General features: G+C 66.7%; 19 protein-coding genes. 18 read left to right on the top strand and 1 reads right to left on the bottom strand.

Annotated elements, in window-relative coordinates; genetic code table 11:
- Window positions 1–34: 34 nt before the first annotated feature.
- On the top strand, window positions 35–343 hold the full coding sequence (locus CLM60_RS06190) for a hypothetical protein (protein WP_095588293.1): 309 nt from the start codon (window positions 35–37) through the stop codon (window positions 341–343).
- Between the two features lie 79 nt (window positions 344–422).
- Here the strand turns inward: CLM60_RS06190 and CLM60_RS06185 are convergent, their stop codons facing one another.
- Window positions 423–614 carry a DUF1127 domain-containing protein gene (locus CLM60_RS06185; protein WP_095588292.1) on the bottom strand — a complete coding sequence of 64 codons (192 nt, stop codon included), beginning with the start codon at window positions 612–614 and terminating at the stop codon, window positions 423–425.
- A gap of 314 nt (window positions 615–928) precedes the next feature.
- On the opposite strand from CLM60_RS06185, the gene ruvC reads away from it, so the two are divergent.
- The 17 genes from ruvC to CLM60_RS06100 all read left to right on the top strand — a co-directional run bounded on the left by ruvC (window position 929) and on the right by CLM60_RS06100 (window position 16,940).
- On the top strand, window positions 929–1,435 hold the full coding sequence (ruvC, locus tag CLM60_RS06180) for a crossover junction endodeoxyribonuclease RuvC (protein WP_095588291.1): 507 nt from the start codon (window positions 929–931) through the stop codon (window positions 1,433–1,435).
- Window positions 1,432–2,100, top strand: a complete 669-nt coding sequence (gene ruvA, locus CLM60_RS06175; protein WP_095588290.1) for a Holliday junction branch migration protein RuvA — start codon at window positions 1,432–1,434, stop codon at window positions 2,098–2,100. The genes ruvC and ruvA overlap by 4 nt, the downstream gene beginning before the upstream one ends.
- Window positions 2,101–2,107: 7 nt before the next feature.
- Window positions 2,108–3,136, top strand: coding sequence for a Holliday junction branch migration DNA helicase RuvB (gene ruvB, locus CLM60_RS06170; RefSeq protein WP_095588289.1), 1,029 nt, complete (start codon window positions 2,108–2,110; stop codon window positions 3,134–3,136).
- Between the two features lie 83 nt (window positions 3,137–3,219).
- Complete coding sequence (locus CLM60_RS06165) at window positions 3,220–4,068, top strand: hypothetical protein (protein WP_095588288.1); 849 nt, start codon at window positions 3,220–3,222, stop codon at window positions 4,066–4,068.
- Complete coding sequence (locus CLM60_RS06160) at window positions 4,065–4,967, top strand: DMT family transporter (RefSeq protein WP_245848278.1); 903 nt, start codon at window positions 4,065–4,067, stop codon at window positions 4,965–4,967. The genes CLM60_RS06165 and CLM60_RS06160 overlap by 4 nt, the downstream gene beginning before the upstream one ends.
- A 31-nt stretch (window positions 4,968–4,998) precedes the next feature.
- On the top strand, window positions 4,999–5,634 hold the full coding sequence (locus CLM60_RS06155) for a hypothetical protein (protein WP_095588287.1): 636 nt from the start codon (window positions 4,999–5,001) through the stop codon (window positions 5,632–5,634).
- Window positions 5,635–5,846: 212 nt separating this feature from the next.
- Window positions 5,847–7,355 carry a hypothetical protein gene (locus tag CLM60_RS06150; RefSeq protein ID WP_141246470.1) on the top strand — a complete coding sequence of 503 codons (1,509 nt, stop codon included), beginning with the start codon at window positions 5,847–5,849 and terminating at the stop codon, window positions 7,353–7,355.
- Window positions 7,352–7,744 carry a tol-pal system-associated acyl-CoA thioesterase gene (gene ybgC / locus CLM60_RS06145; RefSeq protein WP_095588285.1) on the top strand — a complete coding sequence of 131 codons (393 nt, stop codon included), beginning with the start codon at window positions 7,352–7,354 and terminating at the stop codon, window positions 7,742–7,744. Before CLM60_RS06150 ends, ybgC begins: the two co-directional genes overlap by 4 nt.
- Before the next feature lie 105 nt (window positions 7,745–7,849).
- Window positions 7,850–8,545, top strand: a complete 696-nt coding sequence (tolQ, locus tag CLM60_RS06140; RefSeq protein WP_095588284.1) for a protein TolQ — start codon at window positions 7,850–7,852, stop codon at window positions 8,543–8,545.
- Between the two features lie 3 nt (window positions 8,546–8,548).
- Window positions 8,549–9,025 carry a protein TolR gene (gene tolR, locus CLM60_RS06135; protein WP_036557288.1) on the top strand — a complete coding sequence of 159 codons (477 nt, stop codon included), beginning with the start codon at window positions 8,549–8,551 and terminating at the stop codon, window positions 9,023–9,025.
- A 12-nt stretch (window positions 9,026–9,037) separates the two neighbouring features.
- Entirely contained in the window at window positions 9,038–10,150 is a 1,113-nt protein-coding gene (locus CLM60_RS06130) for an energy transducer TonB (protein WP_095588283.1), read from the top strand.
- Window positions 10,147–11,475, top strand: coding sequence for a Tol-Pal system beta propeller repeat protein TolB (tolB, locus tag CLM60_RS06125; RefSeq protein ID WP_095588282.1), 1,329 nt, complete (start codon window positions 10,147–10,149; stop codon window positions 11,473–11,475). The genes CLM60_RS06130 and tolB overlap by 4 nt, the downstream gene beginning before the upstream one ends.
- Before the next feature lie 74 nt (window positions 11,476–11,549).
- Window positions 11,550–12,071 (top strand): peptidoglycan-associated lipoprotein Pal, encoded by a 522-nt coding sequence (gene pal / locus CLM60_RS06120; protein ID WP_095588281.1) that lies wholly within the window; start codon window positions 11,550–11,552, stop codon window positions 12,069–12,071.
- Window positions 12,072–12,075: 4 nt separating this feature from the next.
- A complete protein-coding gene (ybgF, locus tag CLM60_RS06115; RefSeq protein ID WP_095588280.1) occupies window positions 12,076–12,909 on the top strand; it encodes a tol-pal system protein YbgF in 834 nt (277 codons plus the stop codon).
- A complete protein-coding gene (gene tilS / locus CLM60_RS06110; protein WP_245848274.1) occupies window positions 12,906–14,159 on the top strand; it encodes a tRNA lysidine(34) synthetase TilS in 1,254 nt (417 codons plus the stop codon). Before ybgF ends, tilS begins: the two co-directional genes overlap by 4 nt.
- A 76-nt stretch (window positions 14,160–14,235) precedes the next feature.
- Window positions 14,236–16,152, top strand: a complete 1,917-nt coding sequence (gene ftsH / locus CLM60_RS06105; protein ID WP_095588279.1) for an ATP-dependent zinc metalloprotease FtsH — start codon at window positions 14,236–14,238, stop codon at window positions 16,150–16,152.
- Entirely contained in the window at window positions 16,149–16,940 is a 792-nt protein-coding gene (locus tag CLM60_RS06100) for a methyltransferase domain-containing protein (RefSeq protein WP_095588278.1), read from the top strand. Before ftsH ends, CLM60_RS06100 begins: the two co-directional genes overlap by 4 nt.
- Window positions 16,941–16,949: the final 9 nt, after the last annotated feature.

The following is a 16,949-nucleotide window of genomic DNA, read 5'->3' as shown; positions in this document are numbered from 1 at the left end:
GTCCGGTCCTTTGGATCCAGATTTTGAAGGGCGTTTGCAGCGTGTCGAACGTATCCACCGCAAGGGCGGCGGGTTCGAAGCGGCGGGCACGCTCGGTCGGTCGCAATCGCATGTGAAGCCGGTGCGCCGGTCCTATCTGCGTTCCGCGTTGCTCGTCGCGGGAAGCTTTCTTCTGATCAAGTCGCTTCTGCTGATGCAGATCGGGGCGACCGATTATCAGGATCGCGTGGCCCGGCTGAAAACCGGCGGCTATGTCGAACGTGCCGGGGCCTATGTGATGCAGATGGATCCGGTCACGGTCTGGGTTGCCGAAAAGCTGCGCGAGATCCTCAAAGGTTCTTAATACCGTCCCTCCATACGGTACAAAAAAGCCCGTTGCGACGCGATCGCAACGGGCTTTTTCGTGGGGACCCGGTCAGGCCTCAGGAGGCGATCCGGGCGATATCCGCGCGGGTCAGACCGATGTCGTTCAATTCGCGGTCGCTGAGCGCCGACAGCGCCTTTTGGGTCACGCGCGCGTCGTTCCAGGCGATCAGACGGTTCAGAAACCGTGCGACCAGGTTGGGGGTGTGCCCGCCGCTTACAGCAGGGCGCAATACGTCATATGCAGCCATCTAAGCCGTCCTTCCATTCATTTTCTCTTGCGATGTCTCTTACGGACAGGGCGCAAATAGGCCGTCGGCGCTGACCGCACAAGCGCACAGATTGCATATCTTTTATGCGGTTTATGCATGACATGAAAACTTCGTAATGCTTTGAAATAATGCCTTAAATGCGCCACAGAAAATGTCGCAAACGGCAAAATGGCTGTCGAAGACGGGCCATTTTGTCGGTGTGGTGCAAAATTAGGCGCATGTGCATTCTTTCTGGCCGATGTTCCCTTTTCGTGCTAATCCCGCAGGAACGAACGATAAAAGCAGGGGCGAGCATGCGTGTTTTGGGGGTGGACCCCGGTTTGCGCAATATGGGTTGGGGTCTGATCGACGCGCAGGGTCCCCGGATTTCCCATGTGGCCAACGGCATTTGCCATTCGATGACCGGAACGCTGGCCGAGCGGCTGTTGCATCTGCATCAGCAACTGACCGAGATCGTGGCCCGCTATGCGCCCGACACGGCGGCGGTCGAACAGACATTCGTGAACAAGGACGGCTCGGGCACGCTGAAGCTGGGCCAGGCGCGGGCGATTGCCCTTCTGGTGCCCGCGCAGGCGGGGCTGGAGGTTGGGGAATACGCGCCCAACAAGGTCAAGAAGACCGTCGTCGGCGTGGGCCATGCCAGCAAGGAACAGATCGACCACATGGTGCGGCTGCAATTGCCGGGTGTCGATCTGGCGGGCCCGGACGCCGCCGATGCGCTGGCCATTGCGCTCTGCCATGCCCATCACGCGCGCTCGGCCGACCGGTTCGCGGCGGCGCTGGAAAGGGCGGCACGATGATCGGGCGGCTGGCCGGGCGGCTGGATTATCGCGGGTCGGACCATGTGCTGATCGACGTGGGCGGCGTGGGCTATGTCGTCTACGTGTCGGACCGCACGCTGGCGGGCCTGCCGGGTGTGGGCGAGGCGGTGGCGCTTTATACCGACCTGCTGGTGCGCGAGGATCTGTTGCAGCTTTTCGGCTTTCCCAGCCTGCTGGAAAAGGAATGGCACCGGTTGTTGATGAGCGTGCAGGGGATCGGTGCCAAGGCGTCGATGGCGATCCTGGGCACGCTGGGGGCCGAGGGCGTGAGCCGCGCGATTGCCCTGGGCGATGCGACGGCGGTCAAGGCCGCCCCCGGCGTCGGCCCCAAGATCGCGCAGCGCGTGGTGAACGAGCTGAAGGACAAGGCCCCTGCCGTCATGGCGATGGGCGCGGCGGACCCCTTGGTGGAGCCGCCGGCCGGGGCCATCGAGGCCCCGCCCGCCGGGCGCCGCGATCCCAAGCCGCGGGCGCCCGGCCCGTCGGCCTCGGCCCAGTCCGAGGCGTTGTCGGCGCTTTCGAACCTGGGCTATGCCCCGGGCGAGGCCGCCGCCGCCGTGGCCGAAGCGGCAGGGCAGGACGCGGATCTGGACACGCCGGGGCTGATCCGGGCCGCGCTGAAGCTGCTGGCGCCGAAGGGGTAGGGCGACGATGAGCGAACCCGATCCCACCCTGCGCCCCGAGCCTCGCCCCGAGGATGCCGACCGCGCCTTGCGCCCCCAGGCGCTGGACGATTTCATCGGTCAGGCCGAGGCGCGGGCGAACCTGAAGGTCTTCATCGAAAGCGCCCGCCGCCGGGGCGAGGCGATGGATCACGCGCTGTTTCATGGCCCCCCCGGCCTGGGCAAGACCACGCTGGCGCAGATCATGGCGCGCGAGCTTGGCGTGAATTTCCGCATGACAAGCGGCCCGGTGCTGGCCAAGGCGGGGGATCTGGCGGCGATCCTGACCAACCTGGAAGCGCGCGATGTGCTGTTCATCGACGAGATCCACCGCCTGAACCCGGTGGTGGAGGAGGTCCTGTATCCCGCGATGGAGGATTTCGAGCTGGACCTGGTGATTGGCGAAGGACCCGCCGCGCGCACCGTCCGGATCGAGCTTCAGCCCTTTACCCTGGTCGGCGCAACCACGCGGCTGGGCCTGTTGACGACGCCCTTGCGCGACCGGTTCGGTATCCCGACGCGGCTGCAATTCTATACCGTGGACGAGCTGCACCAGATCGTGACCCGTGGCGCGCGGCTGACCGGCGTGGCGGCCGACCCCGAGGGCGCGCGCGAGATCGCCAAGCGCGCCCGTGGAACGCCGCGGATCGCCGGGCGTCTGCTGCGCCGGGTGGTGGATTTCGCGCTGGTCGAGGGCGACGGCCACATCACCCGCGCGCTGGCCGACAATGCGCTGACCCGGCTGGGGGTGGATCACCTGGGCCTGGACGGGGCGGACCGGCGGTATCTGAGCATGATTGCCGAAAACTACGCCGGTGGCCCCGTGGGGATCGAAACCATGTCGGCGGCGCTGAGCGAAAGCCGCGATGCGCTGGAAGAGGTGATCGAGCCCTATCTGCTGCAACAGGGGCTGATCCAGCGCACCCCGCGCGGGCGAATGCTGGCGCAGAAGGCTTGGGATCACCTGGGCCTGCCCATGCCCCGGCCGCCGGGGCAATCCGATCTGTTCGGGAAATGACGCGGCCGGCGCATTTCGCGATTGGGCTTCGGGGCGGCGCGGTCTAGGCTGCGGCGAACGCTGTTTCCGGGGGGGGGGATGCCATGCGCTTTCTGATATGGCTTTTGCTGATGCTGCCCGCACTGGCGCGGGCGCAATCGCTGACGCTGGGCGAATATCCGCAGGTTCAGACTCATTTCGGTCTGCTGAGCGTGGTCGAAACCCCGCAGCAGGGCGTGTCGCGGCTTTATCTTGAGGGGTATACGCAGCCGCTGCATGAAAACCGCTGGATCACCATTCGCGGGGCGTTCATCGCGCCGGGCGAAACCGCGAACTGGGTGCTGGTGCAAACCATGCACAGCGGGAACATGTGCCCGGTGTCGTATCTGGTGCTGCGGATCGAGCAGGGGCGTTTGAACCGATCAGAGCCCTTCGGCGATTGCCTGGGCCGGATCGCGGATGCGCAGCTGGTGCCGGGGCGCTTCACGCTGGTGCTGAACGATCCCGACCTGAACGTGGCGGCACGGCGGTTTACCTTTGATGGCGCGCAAATCACCGAGGAAACGCTGGCCGCCGCGCCCAACACGGCGGCCCCCGCTGGAGCGGGCACTGATGTGACCCGCTGGATCGGGCAAGCCCCCGCCGCGCTGTTCCAGGACCCTGGCGAGCGCGCGCGTTTCGCCACCATCCTGACGGCCGAGGATCTGGAAAACCTGCGCGTTTCGATCTCGGTCGCGAACCGGACCGAGGTTCGGGGCGACTGGGTGTTCGGCGCGGGCTGCATGCCGCATCAATGCAACGCGCAGGCCGGGTTCTGGGGGCTGCGGATCAGCGACGGCGCGGCGGTGGCGGGGATCTTCCACGCCGGCGGGGCGCATCGGTATTTCGGCGCGCCGCAGGTGTTGAGCGACCCCACCGTCGGTGCCTTTGTCGCCGAGAAGGCGCTGCGATGACGAAACCGGATACGCTGACCGCCGACGACATGACGGGCGCGCGCGACAACCTGACCGGCGCGATCTGGATGGTGCTGGCCATGGCCGGTTTCGCGGTCGAGGATGCGCTGCTCAAGGCGGCCTCGGTCAGCCTGCCCAAGGCGCAGGTGCTGGTGATGTTCGGGCTGGGCGGCGTGGCGGTCTTTACCCTGTGGGCGCTGGCCTCGGGCGCCCCGCTCTTTACCCCGGCGGTGGTCTCGCGCCCCATGCGCATCCGCGCTGTGTTCGAGGTCGGCGGGCGGCTCTTTTACCTGCTGGCCATCGCGCTGACCCCGTTGTCGGCGGCCACGGCGATCCTGCAGGCGACGCCGGTCGTGGTGGTCGCGGGCGCGGCGCTGGTCTTTGGCGAAAAGGTGGGCTGGCGGCGCTGGTCGGCGATCTGCGTGGGTCTGATCGGCGTGCTGCTGGTGCTGCGCCCGGGGTCCGAGGCGTTCTCGGCCCTGTCGATCCTGGCGGTGCTGGGGATGCTGGGCTTTGCCGGGCGCGATCTGGCCAGCCGCGCCGCACCGGCCAGCCTGAGCACGGCGGCGCTGGGGTTTTATGGCTTCTGGGCCATCGTCTTGGCGGGCGCGATCTATGCGCTGTGGGAGGGGCAGGCGTTCCTGTGGCCCGCGCCGACCGCCTGGGCCTGCATGGCGGGCGCTGTTGCGTTCGGCGTCTTCGCCTATGGCGGGCTGATGCGGGCCATGCGCACGGGCGAGGTGTCGGCCGTCACCCCCTTCCGCTACAGCCGGTTGATCTTTGGGCTGGCCATCGGGTTGACCATGTTCAACGAACGGATCGACATGACGATGCTGCTGGGCTGCGGGCTGATCGTGCTGTCGGGGCTTTACATCCTGATGCGCGGCAACGGGCGTTGACCCTGCATCCCGGTCTGATAGGGGAAAGGCCATGAGCGATGCGTTGACACCCGACCAGATCGAACCCCTGTTCACCCGTGCCGATGGCAGCTATCTGTGCGCGCGCTGGGGGCGGCCCATCGTGCCGATCGTTTTCGGCGTGACGGACGAGACCTTGCCCGTGGTCAAGGGCGCGTGCGAGGCTGTGGTGGCGCTGGCGGGCCACAAGATGGCCGAGACCGACCCCGAGCTTGGCGCGAACCTTATGTTCTTCTTCTTCCGCGACTGGGCCGAGCTGCTGGCGACGCCCGACCTGGACAAGCTGGTGCCCGATCTGGCCCCGCTGGTCGCCCGGTTGCAGGCGCAGGACGCCAACCAGTATCGGTTCTTCCGCTTCGACGAGACCGGCGCGATCAAGGCAGCATTCGTCTTTTTGCGGGTGGATAAGGCGCTGGCGGCGATGCCGGCCGAGGATCTGGCGCTGGGCCAGATGGTGCAGGTGATCCTGTTGTGGGGCGATCAGGCGTTCGCCCGGCAAAGCCCGCTCGCGCGCCTGCCGGACGGCACCACCGTCCTGCGCCCCGAAATCGCCGGTGTGATCCGCGCCAGCTATGATCCCGTCATGCCGCCCGTGGCACAGGATCCCAGCCACGCGCTGCGGTTGGCGGCGCGGCTGGGGGCGGGATGAAGCGCACGCTGAAAGAGTTCGGCCGCCTGACCGCGGCAGGGCGTCAATTGCGCGACACCCTGCATTTGGGGCAGGGCGTTTCTATCGGCGATGGCAAACGCCCCGGCCCAGGGGCGGGCGAAGACCGGCAGGTGCGTGCCGAATTCCTGCGCTATCTGATCCTGGGCGGCTGCGACGCGCTGCCCGGGCCAGTGCCGGAAAACGGTGTTTGGTTGGAGGGCGCGCGGATCACCGGGCAGCTGGATCTGGAAGGCGCCCGCATACCGCGCGACATTCTCTTGATCAATTGCCGGTTCGATGCGGCCCCGATCCTGCGCTCTGCGATGCTGGATACCGTGAGTTTGCAAGGTAGTGCCTTGCCGGGGTTCCATGGAGATCGCCTGTCTGCCCGGGGCTGCGTGATGTTGCGCGAATGTGAGGTGACGGAGGAGCTGTTGCTGTCGCGTGCTACACTGGGCGGGGATCTCTCTTGCCTCAATGCGCACCTGAGGGCGGGGGAAAGCGGCGATGCGCTGTTTGCAGATGGTTTGGACGCCAAAGGGGGAGTGTTCCTGCAGGGTGTGGTGGCCACGGGCGCGTTGCGCCTGCTGGGCGCGACGCTGGGTGGGGATCTCAATTGCGAAAATGTGCGGCTGACGGCGGGGAAAAGCGGCGCTGTGCTGTCTGCGGATCGGTTAAACACCAAAGGGACTGTGTTTCTGCGGGGGGCTATTGCCGAGGGGGAAATGCGCTTTATCGGCGCGCAGATCGGCGGAGACCTTGGGTGTAACGGTGCCCGGTTCACAGCGAGAACCGACGGTCGGGCGCTGAGTTTGGATTCGGCGCGCATCAATGGCACAGTGTTCCTGCGAGGGGGCGCGCGTCTGCAGGGCACCTTTGGCTTGAGTGGCGCGGTGATCGGCCAGATCAGCGACGATCCAAAATCCTGGCCACAGAAACAAGGCGACCTTCTCTTAAATCGCTGCCGCTATGGCGCCTTTGTGGGCACGGGCACACCGGTGGATGCCCCCAGCCGCACCCGCTGGCTTTCGCTTCAGGAGGAAAGCAGATGGGGGCAGGAATTCTGGCCGCAACCGTGGGAGCACTGCGCCAAGGTGCTGCGCGAGATGGGGCATCGCGAGGATGCGCGGACGATCCTGATCGAGAAGGAAAAGCGTCAGCGCGCGGCGCGTCGCGAACGGATGCGCAAAGACGCTTTGTACGAGGATGCCGCCTGGTACGGGGTTTGGGATACCGTTTTGGGCTGGACCGTGCGCTATGGGCGGCAGCCGCTTTTGGCCTTTGTCTGGCTGTTTGCCTTTTGGCTGATGGGCTGCGCGATCTATTGGAAGGCGGGGCAAGAGGATGCGATCAAGCCCAACAATCCGTTTGTGCTGCGCAGCGCCGAATGGGCCTATTGCGCGCCGGAGTATGCCCCCCAAAGCACGGATGCAAGGCTGGCACCGCGCAACGCGGGCGAAACCCAGCGCGCCTGTTTTGAGCAGCAGGCCGAGGCGCAATCCTATCCCCGCTTCAACCCACTGATCTATTCCGCCGACACGCTGTTGCCCATCGTGCATCTGGAGATGCAGGAATACTGGATCCCCAATGAAACCGCGGCCTCGCCCTGGGGGCAGGGGGCGCGGATTTTCCTTTGGGCGCAGATCGCGCTGGGCTGGGCGTTGTCGTTGCTGGCGGTCGCGGGATTCTCTGGCCTTGTGAAAACGGATAGCGGCACATGACCCACACCCTTCCCATCCGCGTTTACTACGAAGACACCGATCTTGCGGGGATCGTCTATTACGCCAATTACCTGAAATTCATCGAACGCGGGCGCAGCGAATGGGTGCGCGAGATGGGGATCGACCAGAATGCGCTCAAGGCTGCGGGCTATGTCTTTGCCGTGCGCCGGGTCGAGGCGGATTATCTGCGGCCCGCGAAGTTCGACGATCTGCTGACCGTCGAAACCGTGATGGGCCCCATCAAGGGCGCGCAATTCGTGATGGACCAGCGCGTTTTGCGTGGGGATGCGGTTTTGTTCACCGCCTCGGTCACCGTGGTGGTGATCAACGATGCGGGCCGGGCGGCGCGGTTGCCGGCAGACATCCGCCGAAAGCTGCACGACGCATAAGCGTGATTGCGCGGGCGTTTTGTTTCATTGGCAATTCCCCTTCAAACCCTGTAAGCTGCTCCCTAACTAAAGCCGCAAAACGTGGCCCAACAACGAGCAGTACAGATGGAAACCGAAACCCTTGCGATGGCGCAGGAGATTGATTTCTCCATGCTCGCCCTTTTCGCGCGTGCAACCCTGACCGTCAAACTCGTGATGATCCTGCTTCTTCTGGCCTCGTTCTGGAGCTGGGCGATCATCATCCAGAAGCACCTGATCTATCGCCGCGCCCGGCAAGAGGCCGAGGTGTTCGACCGCGCCTTCTGGTCGGGCAAGCCGCTGGACGAGCTTTATGAAAAGATCGGGCCGGAACCCTCTGGCGCGGCACAGAAAATCTTTGCCGCCGGTATGGCCGAATGGCGCCGCAGCCACCGTCAGGATGGCGGGCTGATCCCCGGCGCCGCGCCGCGCATCGACCGGTCGATGGATGTGGCGATCGCCAAGGAAAGCGACGGTCTGACGGGCGGTTTGCCGTTCCTGGCGACCGTGGGCTCGACCGCGCCCTTCGTGGGTCTGTTCGGGACCGTCTGGGGCATCATGCACGCGTTTATCGAAATCGCGCAGCAGCAAAGCACCAACCTGGCCGTTGTGGCGCCGGGCATTGCCGAGGCGCTGTTGGCAACCGGCCTGGGCCTGTTGGCGGCGATTCCGGCGGTCATCGCCTATAACAAGCTGTCGGCTGACAGCGATCGGATCCTGGGCGGGTACGAGGCCTTTGCCGACGAGTTTTCCACCATCCTGTCGCGCCAGCTGGACGCCTGAGCGATGGGCGCGGGCGTCATTCAGGGCAAATCCGGCGGCAAGCGGCGCGGACGGCGCCGGGGCCGGTCGGCGGCGATGTCGGAAATCAACGTCACGCCCTTTGTGGACGTGATGCTGGTGCTGCTGATCATCTTCATGGTGGCCGCCCCGCTTCTGACCGTGGGGGTCCCGGTCGAGCTGCCGGAAACCGCGGCCGATCCGCTGCCCGGCGAGCAGGAGGAACCGCTGACCATCACCCTGACCGCCGATGGCCAGATCATGCTGCAGACGACCGAAACGCCCGAGGCCGATCTGATCCCCAAGTTGCAGGCAATTGCCGCCGAGCGGGACAGCGACAAGGTGTTCCTGCGGGCCGATGGTGCGATCCCCTATGCCCGCGTGGTACAGGTCATGGGCGCGCTGAACGCGGCGGGCTTCCGCAATATCGGTCTGGTGACCGATACCGGAGGGCCGCGCTTTGATGGCCCCGACGAGGGCTGACAGGAAGGCCTGATGAAAACGGGCACCTATATCTCTGGCGCGATGCATCTTGGGCTGATCGGCTGGGCGTTGCTGGGCGGTCTGTTCCAGCGCGCGCCCGAACCGTTCGAGGTGGCCGAGGTGTCGATCATCTCGGGCGAGGAATTCGCCGCCCTGACCGCGCCCGCCGCCGCGCCGCGCGCCGATACCCCGTCCGAGGCTCCGGCGCCCGCGGCGGAACCCGAACCCGCGCCCGCCCCGGAACCGGAGCCTGCGCCCGAGCCGGAACCCGCGCCCGCCCCGGAACCCGAACCGGCCCCCGAGCCCGAACCCGAAGCGCCCGTGGTCGAGGCGCCGCCGCTGCCGCCGACCCCGCCGGCGGAACAGGAAAACGAGAGCCCCATCGCCGATGTGGCCGCCCCGCGGCCCGCGCCGCGCGTGGCCCCCACGCCCGCGCCGCCGCCCCCGCCCGACGCCACCCCCAGCGAAGAGGTCACGCAGGCCCCCGAACCCACGCCCGAGGCCGAAGCGGCCCAGCCCGAACAGGAAACCACCGCGCCCGAGGAAGCCACGACCGAGATCGTGACCGAGGCCGAGGAAACCCGCGAAGCGGGTCTGGCCCCGCCGCGCTCGATCCGGCCGACCTCGCGCCCCGCGCGTCCGCGCCCGGCACCGGTGGCCGAGGCCCCGACCGAAGCACCGGCCGAAACCCCGGCACCCGCCGCCGAGCCGCAGGAACAACAGACCGCCGCCATCGACGATGCGCTGGCCGAGGCGTTGGGCGGCAGCGAGACCGGCGGCACGGGCAGCGCGCCCACCGGCCCGCCGCTGACCGCGGGCGAAAAGGACGCGCTGCGCGTGGCCGTGGGGCAATGCTGGAACGTCGGCTCGCTCAGTTCCGATGCGCTGGCGACCACGGTGGTCGTGACCCTGGCGATGAACGAGGACGGCACGCCGCGCACCGACACGATCCGGCTGGCCTCGCATTCCGGCGGATCGGACGCGGCGGCGCGCCAGACCTTCGAATCTGCCCGCCGCGCGATCATCCGCTGCGGCGCACGTGGCTATAATCTGCCGAAAGAGAAGTTCAGCCGCTGGCGTGATATTGAAATGACATTCAATCCGGAGAAAATGAGGATCAAATGATGATGGTACGCATTCTGGCCCTTCTCCTGGCCCTGACCGGGCTTTCCCTGTCGCCCGCGCTGGCGCAGGACGGTCCGCTTCGGATCGAAATCGACGAGGGCGTGATCGAGCCCTTGCCCTTTGCCGTGCCCGATTTCGTGGCCGAGACCCCCGATGCGGCGCAAATGGCGGCGCAGATCAGCCGGGTGATCGCCGCCGATCTGGCGGGCACCGGGCTTTTCCGCGAGATCCCGCGCGACGCGCACATTGCGCGGGTGTCGAATTTCGGCGCTTCGGTGCAATATGCCGACTGGAAGGCGATCAATGCCCAGGCGCTGATCACCGGGGCCGTGGCGATGGCGGGCGACGGGCGGCTGACCGTCAAGTTCCGCCTGTTCGATGTCTATTCCGAGGCGCCGCTGGGCGACGGGCTGCAATTCGGCGGGACCGAGACCGCCTGGCGCCGGGTCGCGCACAAGGTGGCCGATCAGGTGTACAGCCGGATCACGGGCGAGGGTGCCTATTTCGACAGCCGTGTGGTCTTCGTGGCCGAAACCGGCCCCAAGAACGACCGCAAGAAGCGGTTGGGCATCATGGATTACGATGGCGCCAACATCCAGTATCTGACCGACAGCGCGTCGATCGTGCTGGCGCCGCGCTTTTCGCCCAATGGCGACCGGGTGCTTTACACCAGCTATGAAAGCGGGTTCCCGCGCATCTATGTGCTGGACGTGGCCAATGTGGGCCGCCGCGCGCTGGACGACCAGCCGGGCACCATGACCTTTGCGCCGCGCTTTGCCCCCGATGGGCGGACGGTGGTGTTTTCGCTGGCCCAGGGCGGCAATACCGACATCTACAAGCTGGATCTGGCCAGCGGCGCGCGCCAGCGGCTGACCGACACGCCGTCGATTGAAACGGCGCCCAGCTTTTCCCCCGATGGCAGCCGGATCGTGTTCGAAAGCGACCGGTCGGGCACGCAGCAGCTTTACGTGATGCCGGCGGGTGGGGGCGAGCCCACGCGGATCAGCTTCGGCAAGGGCCGCTATGGCACGCCCGTCTGGTCGCCGCGCGGCGATCTGATCGCCTTTACCAAACAGCATCAGGGCCGGTTCCATATCGGCGTGATGCGCACCGACGGGTCCGAGGAACGGCTGCTGACCGCGTCCTTCCTGGACGAGGGGCCGACCTGGTCGCCCAATGGGCGGGTGATCATGTTCACCCGTGAAACCGCCGGTGCGGGCGGCGCGCCCGGCCTCTATTCCGTGGATATCACCGGGCGCAACCTGCGGCGGGTGCCGGTCGACGGGGCGGCGTCCGACCCGGCCTGGTCGCCCCTGCTGCCGTGAGCGCGTTTTCAAACCCCCGGCGGGCTGCTAAAGTGCCGCTGATCGAGCATGTAACGACATCGAGGACATAACAGATGCGTATTGTAACAAGATCCCTGTTGGTGGTCGCCGCGCTGGGCGTGGCGGGCTGCACCAACCCCGACCGTTTCGGCGCGAATGGCGGCGCCGATGGCACGGCCGGTTATAACGCGGGCGGCGACGTGACCACGGGCGGTATCGACGACCCGCGATCGGTCGCCTATTTCCAGCAGCGCGTCGGTGACCGCGTGCTGTTCGCCGTCGACCAAAGCACGCTGACCCCCGAAGGGCGTGCCACGCTGGACGGTCAGGCCGAATGGCTGATGACCAACACCGAATTCACCGCCGTGATCGAAGGCCATGCCGACGAACAGGGCACGCGGGAATACAACCTTGGCCTGGGCGCGCGCCGCGCCAATGCGGTGCTGGAATATCTGGTGTCGCGCGGGGTGTCGTCGGCCCGGCTGAAAACCGTGAGCTATGGCAAGGAACGCCCGCTCGAGATCTGTTCCGAGGAAAGCTGCTATGCCAAGAACCGCCGCGCGGTGACGGTCGTGGCCGCTGGCCTGACAAGCTGATCCCATGCGCAGCCACGTCGTTTTTCCCGCCCTGCTGTCTGTCCTGATCGGGTTCGGCGCACCCGCCATGGCCCAGGATCAGGACCAGACCCTGGCCGATATCCGGCAAGAAATGTCGGTGCTTTTCGTCGAGGTGCAGCGGCTGAAGCGTGAACTGTCGACCACCGGCGGCGCGGCCAGTCCGGCGGTGGGCGGCACGGCGCTGGAACGCATCGACGCGATCGAGGCACAGCTGCAACGCCTGACGCAAAAGGCCGAGCAGCTGGAAAACCGGATCAACCAGGTGGTGTCGGACGGCACCAACCGGTTGGGCGATCTAGAATTCCGCCTGTGCGAGCTGGAAAAGGGTTGCGACATCGGCAAGCTGGGCGAGACATCGACCCTGGGCGGCGGGGCCTTGCCCGCCGCACCGGCGCCCGCACCGCAACCGGCGGCGCCCAACACGCCCGAGCTGGCGGTCAGCGAACGGGCCGATTACGACCGTGCGAAGGCCGCGCTTGATGCGGGCGACTATCGCAACGCGGCCGATCTGTTTTCGGCCTTTACCCAGACCTATCCCGGCGGGCCGCTGAGCAGCCAGGCGCATTTCCAGCGCGGCGAGGCGTTGCGCGAACTGGGCGAAACCGCCCCCGCGGCGCGGGCCTATCTGGAAAGCTTTTCCGGCGCGCCCAGCGGCGAAACCGCGCCCCAGGCGCTTTACAAGCTGGGCATCAGCCTGGGCGATCTGGGCCAGACGCGCGAGGCCTGCGTGACCTTGGGCGAGGTCGGCGTGCGTTTCCCCGGCAATGCCGCCGTGGCCCAGGCCGAAAGCGCGCGGCAGGGGTTGGGCTGCAATTGAACGATCCCGCCGCGCCGCTGATCGCGGCTTTCGCGGCGGGTCTGCCCGATCCGCGCCCCGATACGCTGGGGCTCGCGGTGTCTGGCGGCAGCGATTCCATGGCCATGTTGCTGATCGCGGCGCAATATGCCCGGGGCTCCGGTCTGGGGCTGCGCGCGGTCACGGTCGATCACGGGTTGCGCCCCGAAGCCGCGGCCGAGGCCGCGCTGGTGGCCGAAACCTGTGCGCGGCTGGCGATCCCGCATGACATCCTGCGATGGGACGGCGCCGGGGCGCAGGGCAACCTGCAGGCCGCGGCGCGGGACGCGCGATACGGGCTGATGGCCGATTGGGCGCGGGCCCACGGGATCGCCCATGTCGCGCTGGCCCATACACGCGACGATATCGCCGAGACATTCCTGATGCGGCTGGCGCGCGGGGCCGGGGTGGACGGGCTGTCGGCCATGGCTGGCGCGCGCAAGGCACGCGGGATCACCTGGCTGCGCCCGTTGCGCGATCTGGGGCGCGCGGCGTTGCAGGATTTTCTGCGCAGCGCGGGCGTGGAATGGTGCGACGACCCGTCCAATGACGACCGGCGTTTCGACCGCGCGCGCGCGCGTCAGGCGCTGGTGGCACTGGCGCCGCTGGGGCTGGACGTGACGCGGCTGTCGGATGTTGCGGCGATCCTGCGCGATGCCAGCGACGCGTTGCAGGATCAGACCCGGGCGGCGGCGCGGTCCTGCGCGCAGGTCGCGGCGGGTGACATCCTGTTCGACCGCGCGGCCCTAGCCGCCCAACCGGTCGAGATCCGCCGCCGGTTGGTGGCGCAGGCGCTGCAATGGATCGCCTCGGCCGAATATGCGCCGCGCGGGGCCAGCCTGTCGGCCTTTGTCGCGGCTCTCGAGGCGGGACAAAAGGCCACACTGCATGGCTGCCTTGGGCTGCCCCAGCGGGACGGTTACCGGCTGACGCGGGAATACAACGCGGTGCGCGATCTGCGCGCGCCGCTGTCGGGCACATGGGACGGGCGCTGGCGGCTGGAGGGGCCGGACAGGTCCGGTGCGCATGTTGCGGCATTGGGCGAAACGGGCCTGGCGGACTGTCCCGACTGGCGCGAAACGGGCCATCCGCGCGACAGCCTGCTGGCCAGCCCGGCACTGTGGCAGGACGGTCTGCTGATCGCCGCGCCGCTGGCTCGCGCGGGCGATCCCTGGCTTGCCCGGACCGTCACGGAATGCGACTTTGTCCGAGAACCGCCGATATCGCATTGAACATCGGGCAGGTATGTCTATTTTATGATGCAGATCGGCGCACGGGCCGTCCGCCGGATGTCTTGAGGAGTATATCGTGGGCAACGCGAGAAACATCGCATTCTGGGTCGTCCTGTTCCTGTTGATCCTGGCGCTTTTCAACCTGTTCAGCGGCGGGCAGAGCACGATGTCCTCGCGCGAGATCAGCTATTCCGATTTCCTGGACCGGGTCGAGGCCGGCGAGGTGACGCGCGTTACGCTCGATGGCGAACGGGCGCTGATCCGTGGCGCCGACGGATCGACCTATACCGCGATCGTGCCCGAAGGCGTCGACATGACCGACCGCCTGATCGAGCAGGATATCGAGGTTCAGGCCGAACCGCAGGAACAGAACGGGCTGCTGGCCTATATCGGGACGCTGCTGCCGTTCCTGATCCTGATCGGCATCTGGATTTTCCTGATGAACCGGATGCAGGGCGGTGGTCGTGGCGGCGCGATGGGCTTTGGAAAAAGCCGCGCCAAGCTGCTGACCGAGAAACATGGCCGCGTCACATTCGACGACGTGGCGGGGATCGACGAGGCCAAGGAAGAGCTTGAGGAAATCGTCGAATTCCTGAGAAATCCCCAGAAATTCAGCCGCTTGGGCGGCAAGATCCCCAAGGGCGCGCTGCTGGTGGGCCCCCCGGGTACCGGTAAGACGCTGCTGGCGCGCGCCATCGCGGGCGAGGCGGGCGTGCCGTTCTTCACCATCTCGGGCTCCGACTTTGTCGAGATGTTCGTGGGTGTGGGTGCGAGCCGTGTCCGCGACATGTTCGAACAGGCCAAGAAGAACGCGCCCTGTATCGTTTTCATCGACGAGATCGACGCCGTGGGCCGCTCGCGCGGTGTGGGCTATGGCGGCGGCAATGACGAACGCGAACAGACGCTGAACCAGCTGCTGGTCGAGATGGACGGGTTCGAGGCCAACGAGGGCATCATCATCGTGGCCGCCACCAACCGCCCCGACGTTCTGGACCCCGCGCTGCTGCGCCCGGGCCGCTTCGACCGTCAGGTGCAGGTGCCCAACCCCGACATCAAGGGCCGCGAAAAGATCCTGGGCGTGCATGCCCGCAAGGTGCCGCTGGGCCCGGATGTGGATCTGCGCATCATCGCGCGCGGCACGCCCGGTTTCTCGGGCGCGGATCTGGCGAACCTGGTGAACGAATCGGCGCTGATGGCGGCGCGCGTGGGGCGGCATTTCGTCACCATGGAAGATTTCGAGAACGCCAAGGACAAGGTGATGATGGGGGCCGAGCGGCGCTCGATGGTCATGACCGAGGACGAGAAGAAGCTGACCGCCTATCACGAAGCCGGTCACGCTATCGTCGGCCTGAACGTCCCGCAGCACGATCCGATCCACAAGGCGACGATCATTCCGCGCGGCCGGGCGCTGGGTCTGGTTCTGTCCCTGCCGGAGCGTGACCAGCTTTCGGTGACCTTCACCAAGTACAAGTCCAAGATCGCCATGGCGATGGGCGGCAAGGTGGCCGAGGAACTGATCTTCGGCACGGAAAACGTCACCTCGGGCGCGGCCAGCGATATTCAGCAGGTCAGCAAGATCGCCCGTGCGATGGTCACCCAGTTCGGCATGTCCGACAAGCTGGGCAATATCGACTATGCCAATGAACAGCAGTCCTATCTGGGCAATTATCAGGGCGGCTCCAGCGCCAGCCCCGAAACCCAGGAACTGATCGACGAAGAGGTCCGCCGCATCGTCGACGAGGGGTACGAGACCGCCAAGCGCATCCTGACCGAAAAGGCCGAGGATCTGGAACGTTTGGCGCAGGGTCTGCTGGAATACGAGACCCTGACCGGGAATGAGATCACCAAGGTGATCGCGGGCGAGCCGCTGAACCGTGGCGACGACAGCGACGACAGCCCCGATCAGGGCAGCGCGCCCAGCATCACGGCGATCCCGAAAACCAAGCCCAAGCCGAAGCCCGATAGCGGGCTGGAGCCGGAACCCACGGCGTGAGCGGAACACAGACAAAAGATTGGAACCCCGAAACCTATGCCAGGTTTCGGGGTTTGCGTTTGCGCCCGGCGCTGGATCTGCTGGCGCAGGTGCCCGAGGTGCCGACGGGCGATATCGTCGATCTGGGCTGTGGCGCCGGGGCGGTGGCCGCCGATCTGGCGGCGCGGTTTGCGGGCCGTCCGCTGATCGGCGTCGACAGCTCGCCCGCGATGCTGGCCGAGGCGGCGGAAACTGGGTGTTATGACCGGCTCGATCAGGCCGACGCCGCGCTTTGGGCGCCGCACGCGCCCCCGGCACTGATCTTTTCCAACGCGCTCTGCCAATGGTTGCCGGACCATCCGGGGCTTTTCGCGCGTCTGGCGCGGGCGCTGATGCCCGGCGGGGTGCTGGCGGTACAGATGCCCCGGCAATATGACGAACCCTCGCACCGGCTTTTGCGTGATCTGGCGGCCGATCTGTTCCCCGACCGGTTCGATTTCACCGGCTGGCGCGCGCCGGTCGCCCCGCCGCAGGATTACGCCCGGATGCTCATGCCGCTGGGCGCGGTGTCGGTGTGGGAAACCCACTATGTACAGGTGTTGCCCAAGGCGGATCAGGGCCACCCGGTGCGCCAGTTCACCCAGTCGACCGCGATGCGCCCCTTTGTCGACAAGCTGACCGGGGACGAGGCGCCGCGCTTCATCGCCGCCTATGACGACGCGCTTGGCACCGCCTATCCCGCCGAACCCGATGGCACCGTGCTGTTCCCGTTCCAGCGGGTGTTTTTCATCCTGACCCGTCCCAATTGAAAGCCCGCG

It is taken from the genome of Actibacterium ureilyticum (assembly GCF_002285435.1).
GTDB classification, from domain to species: domain Bacteria; phylum Pseudomonadota; class Alphaproteobacteria; order Rhodobacterales; family Rhodobacteraceae; genus Actibacterium_C; species Actibacterium_C ureilyticum.
The sequence above is the reverse complement of the archived record's forward strand: the minus strand, read 5'-3'. Positions and strand labels throughout refer to the sequence as shown.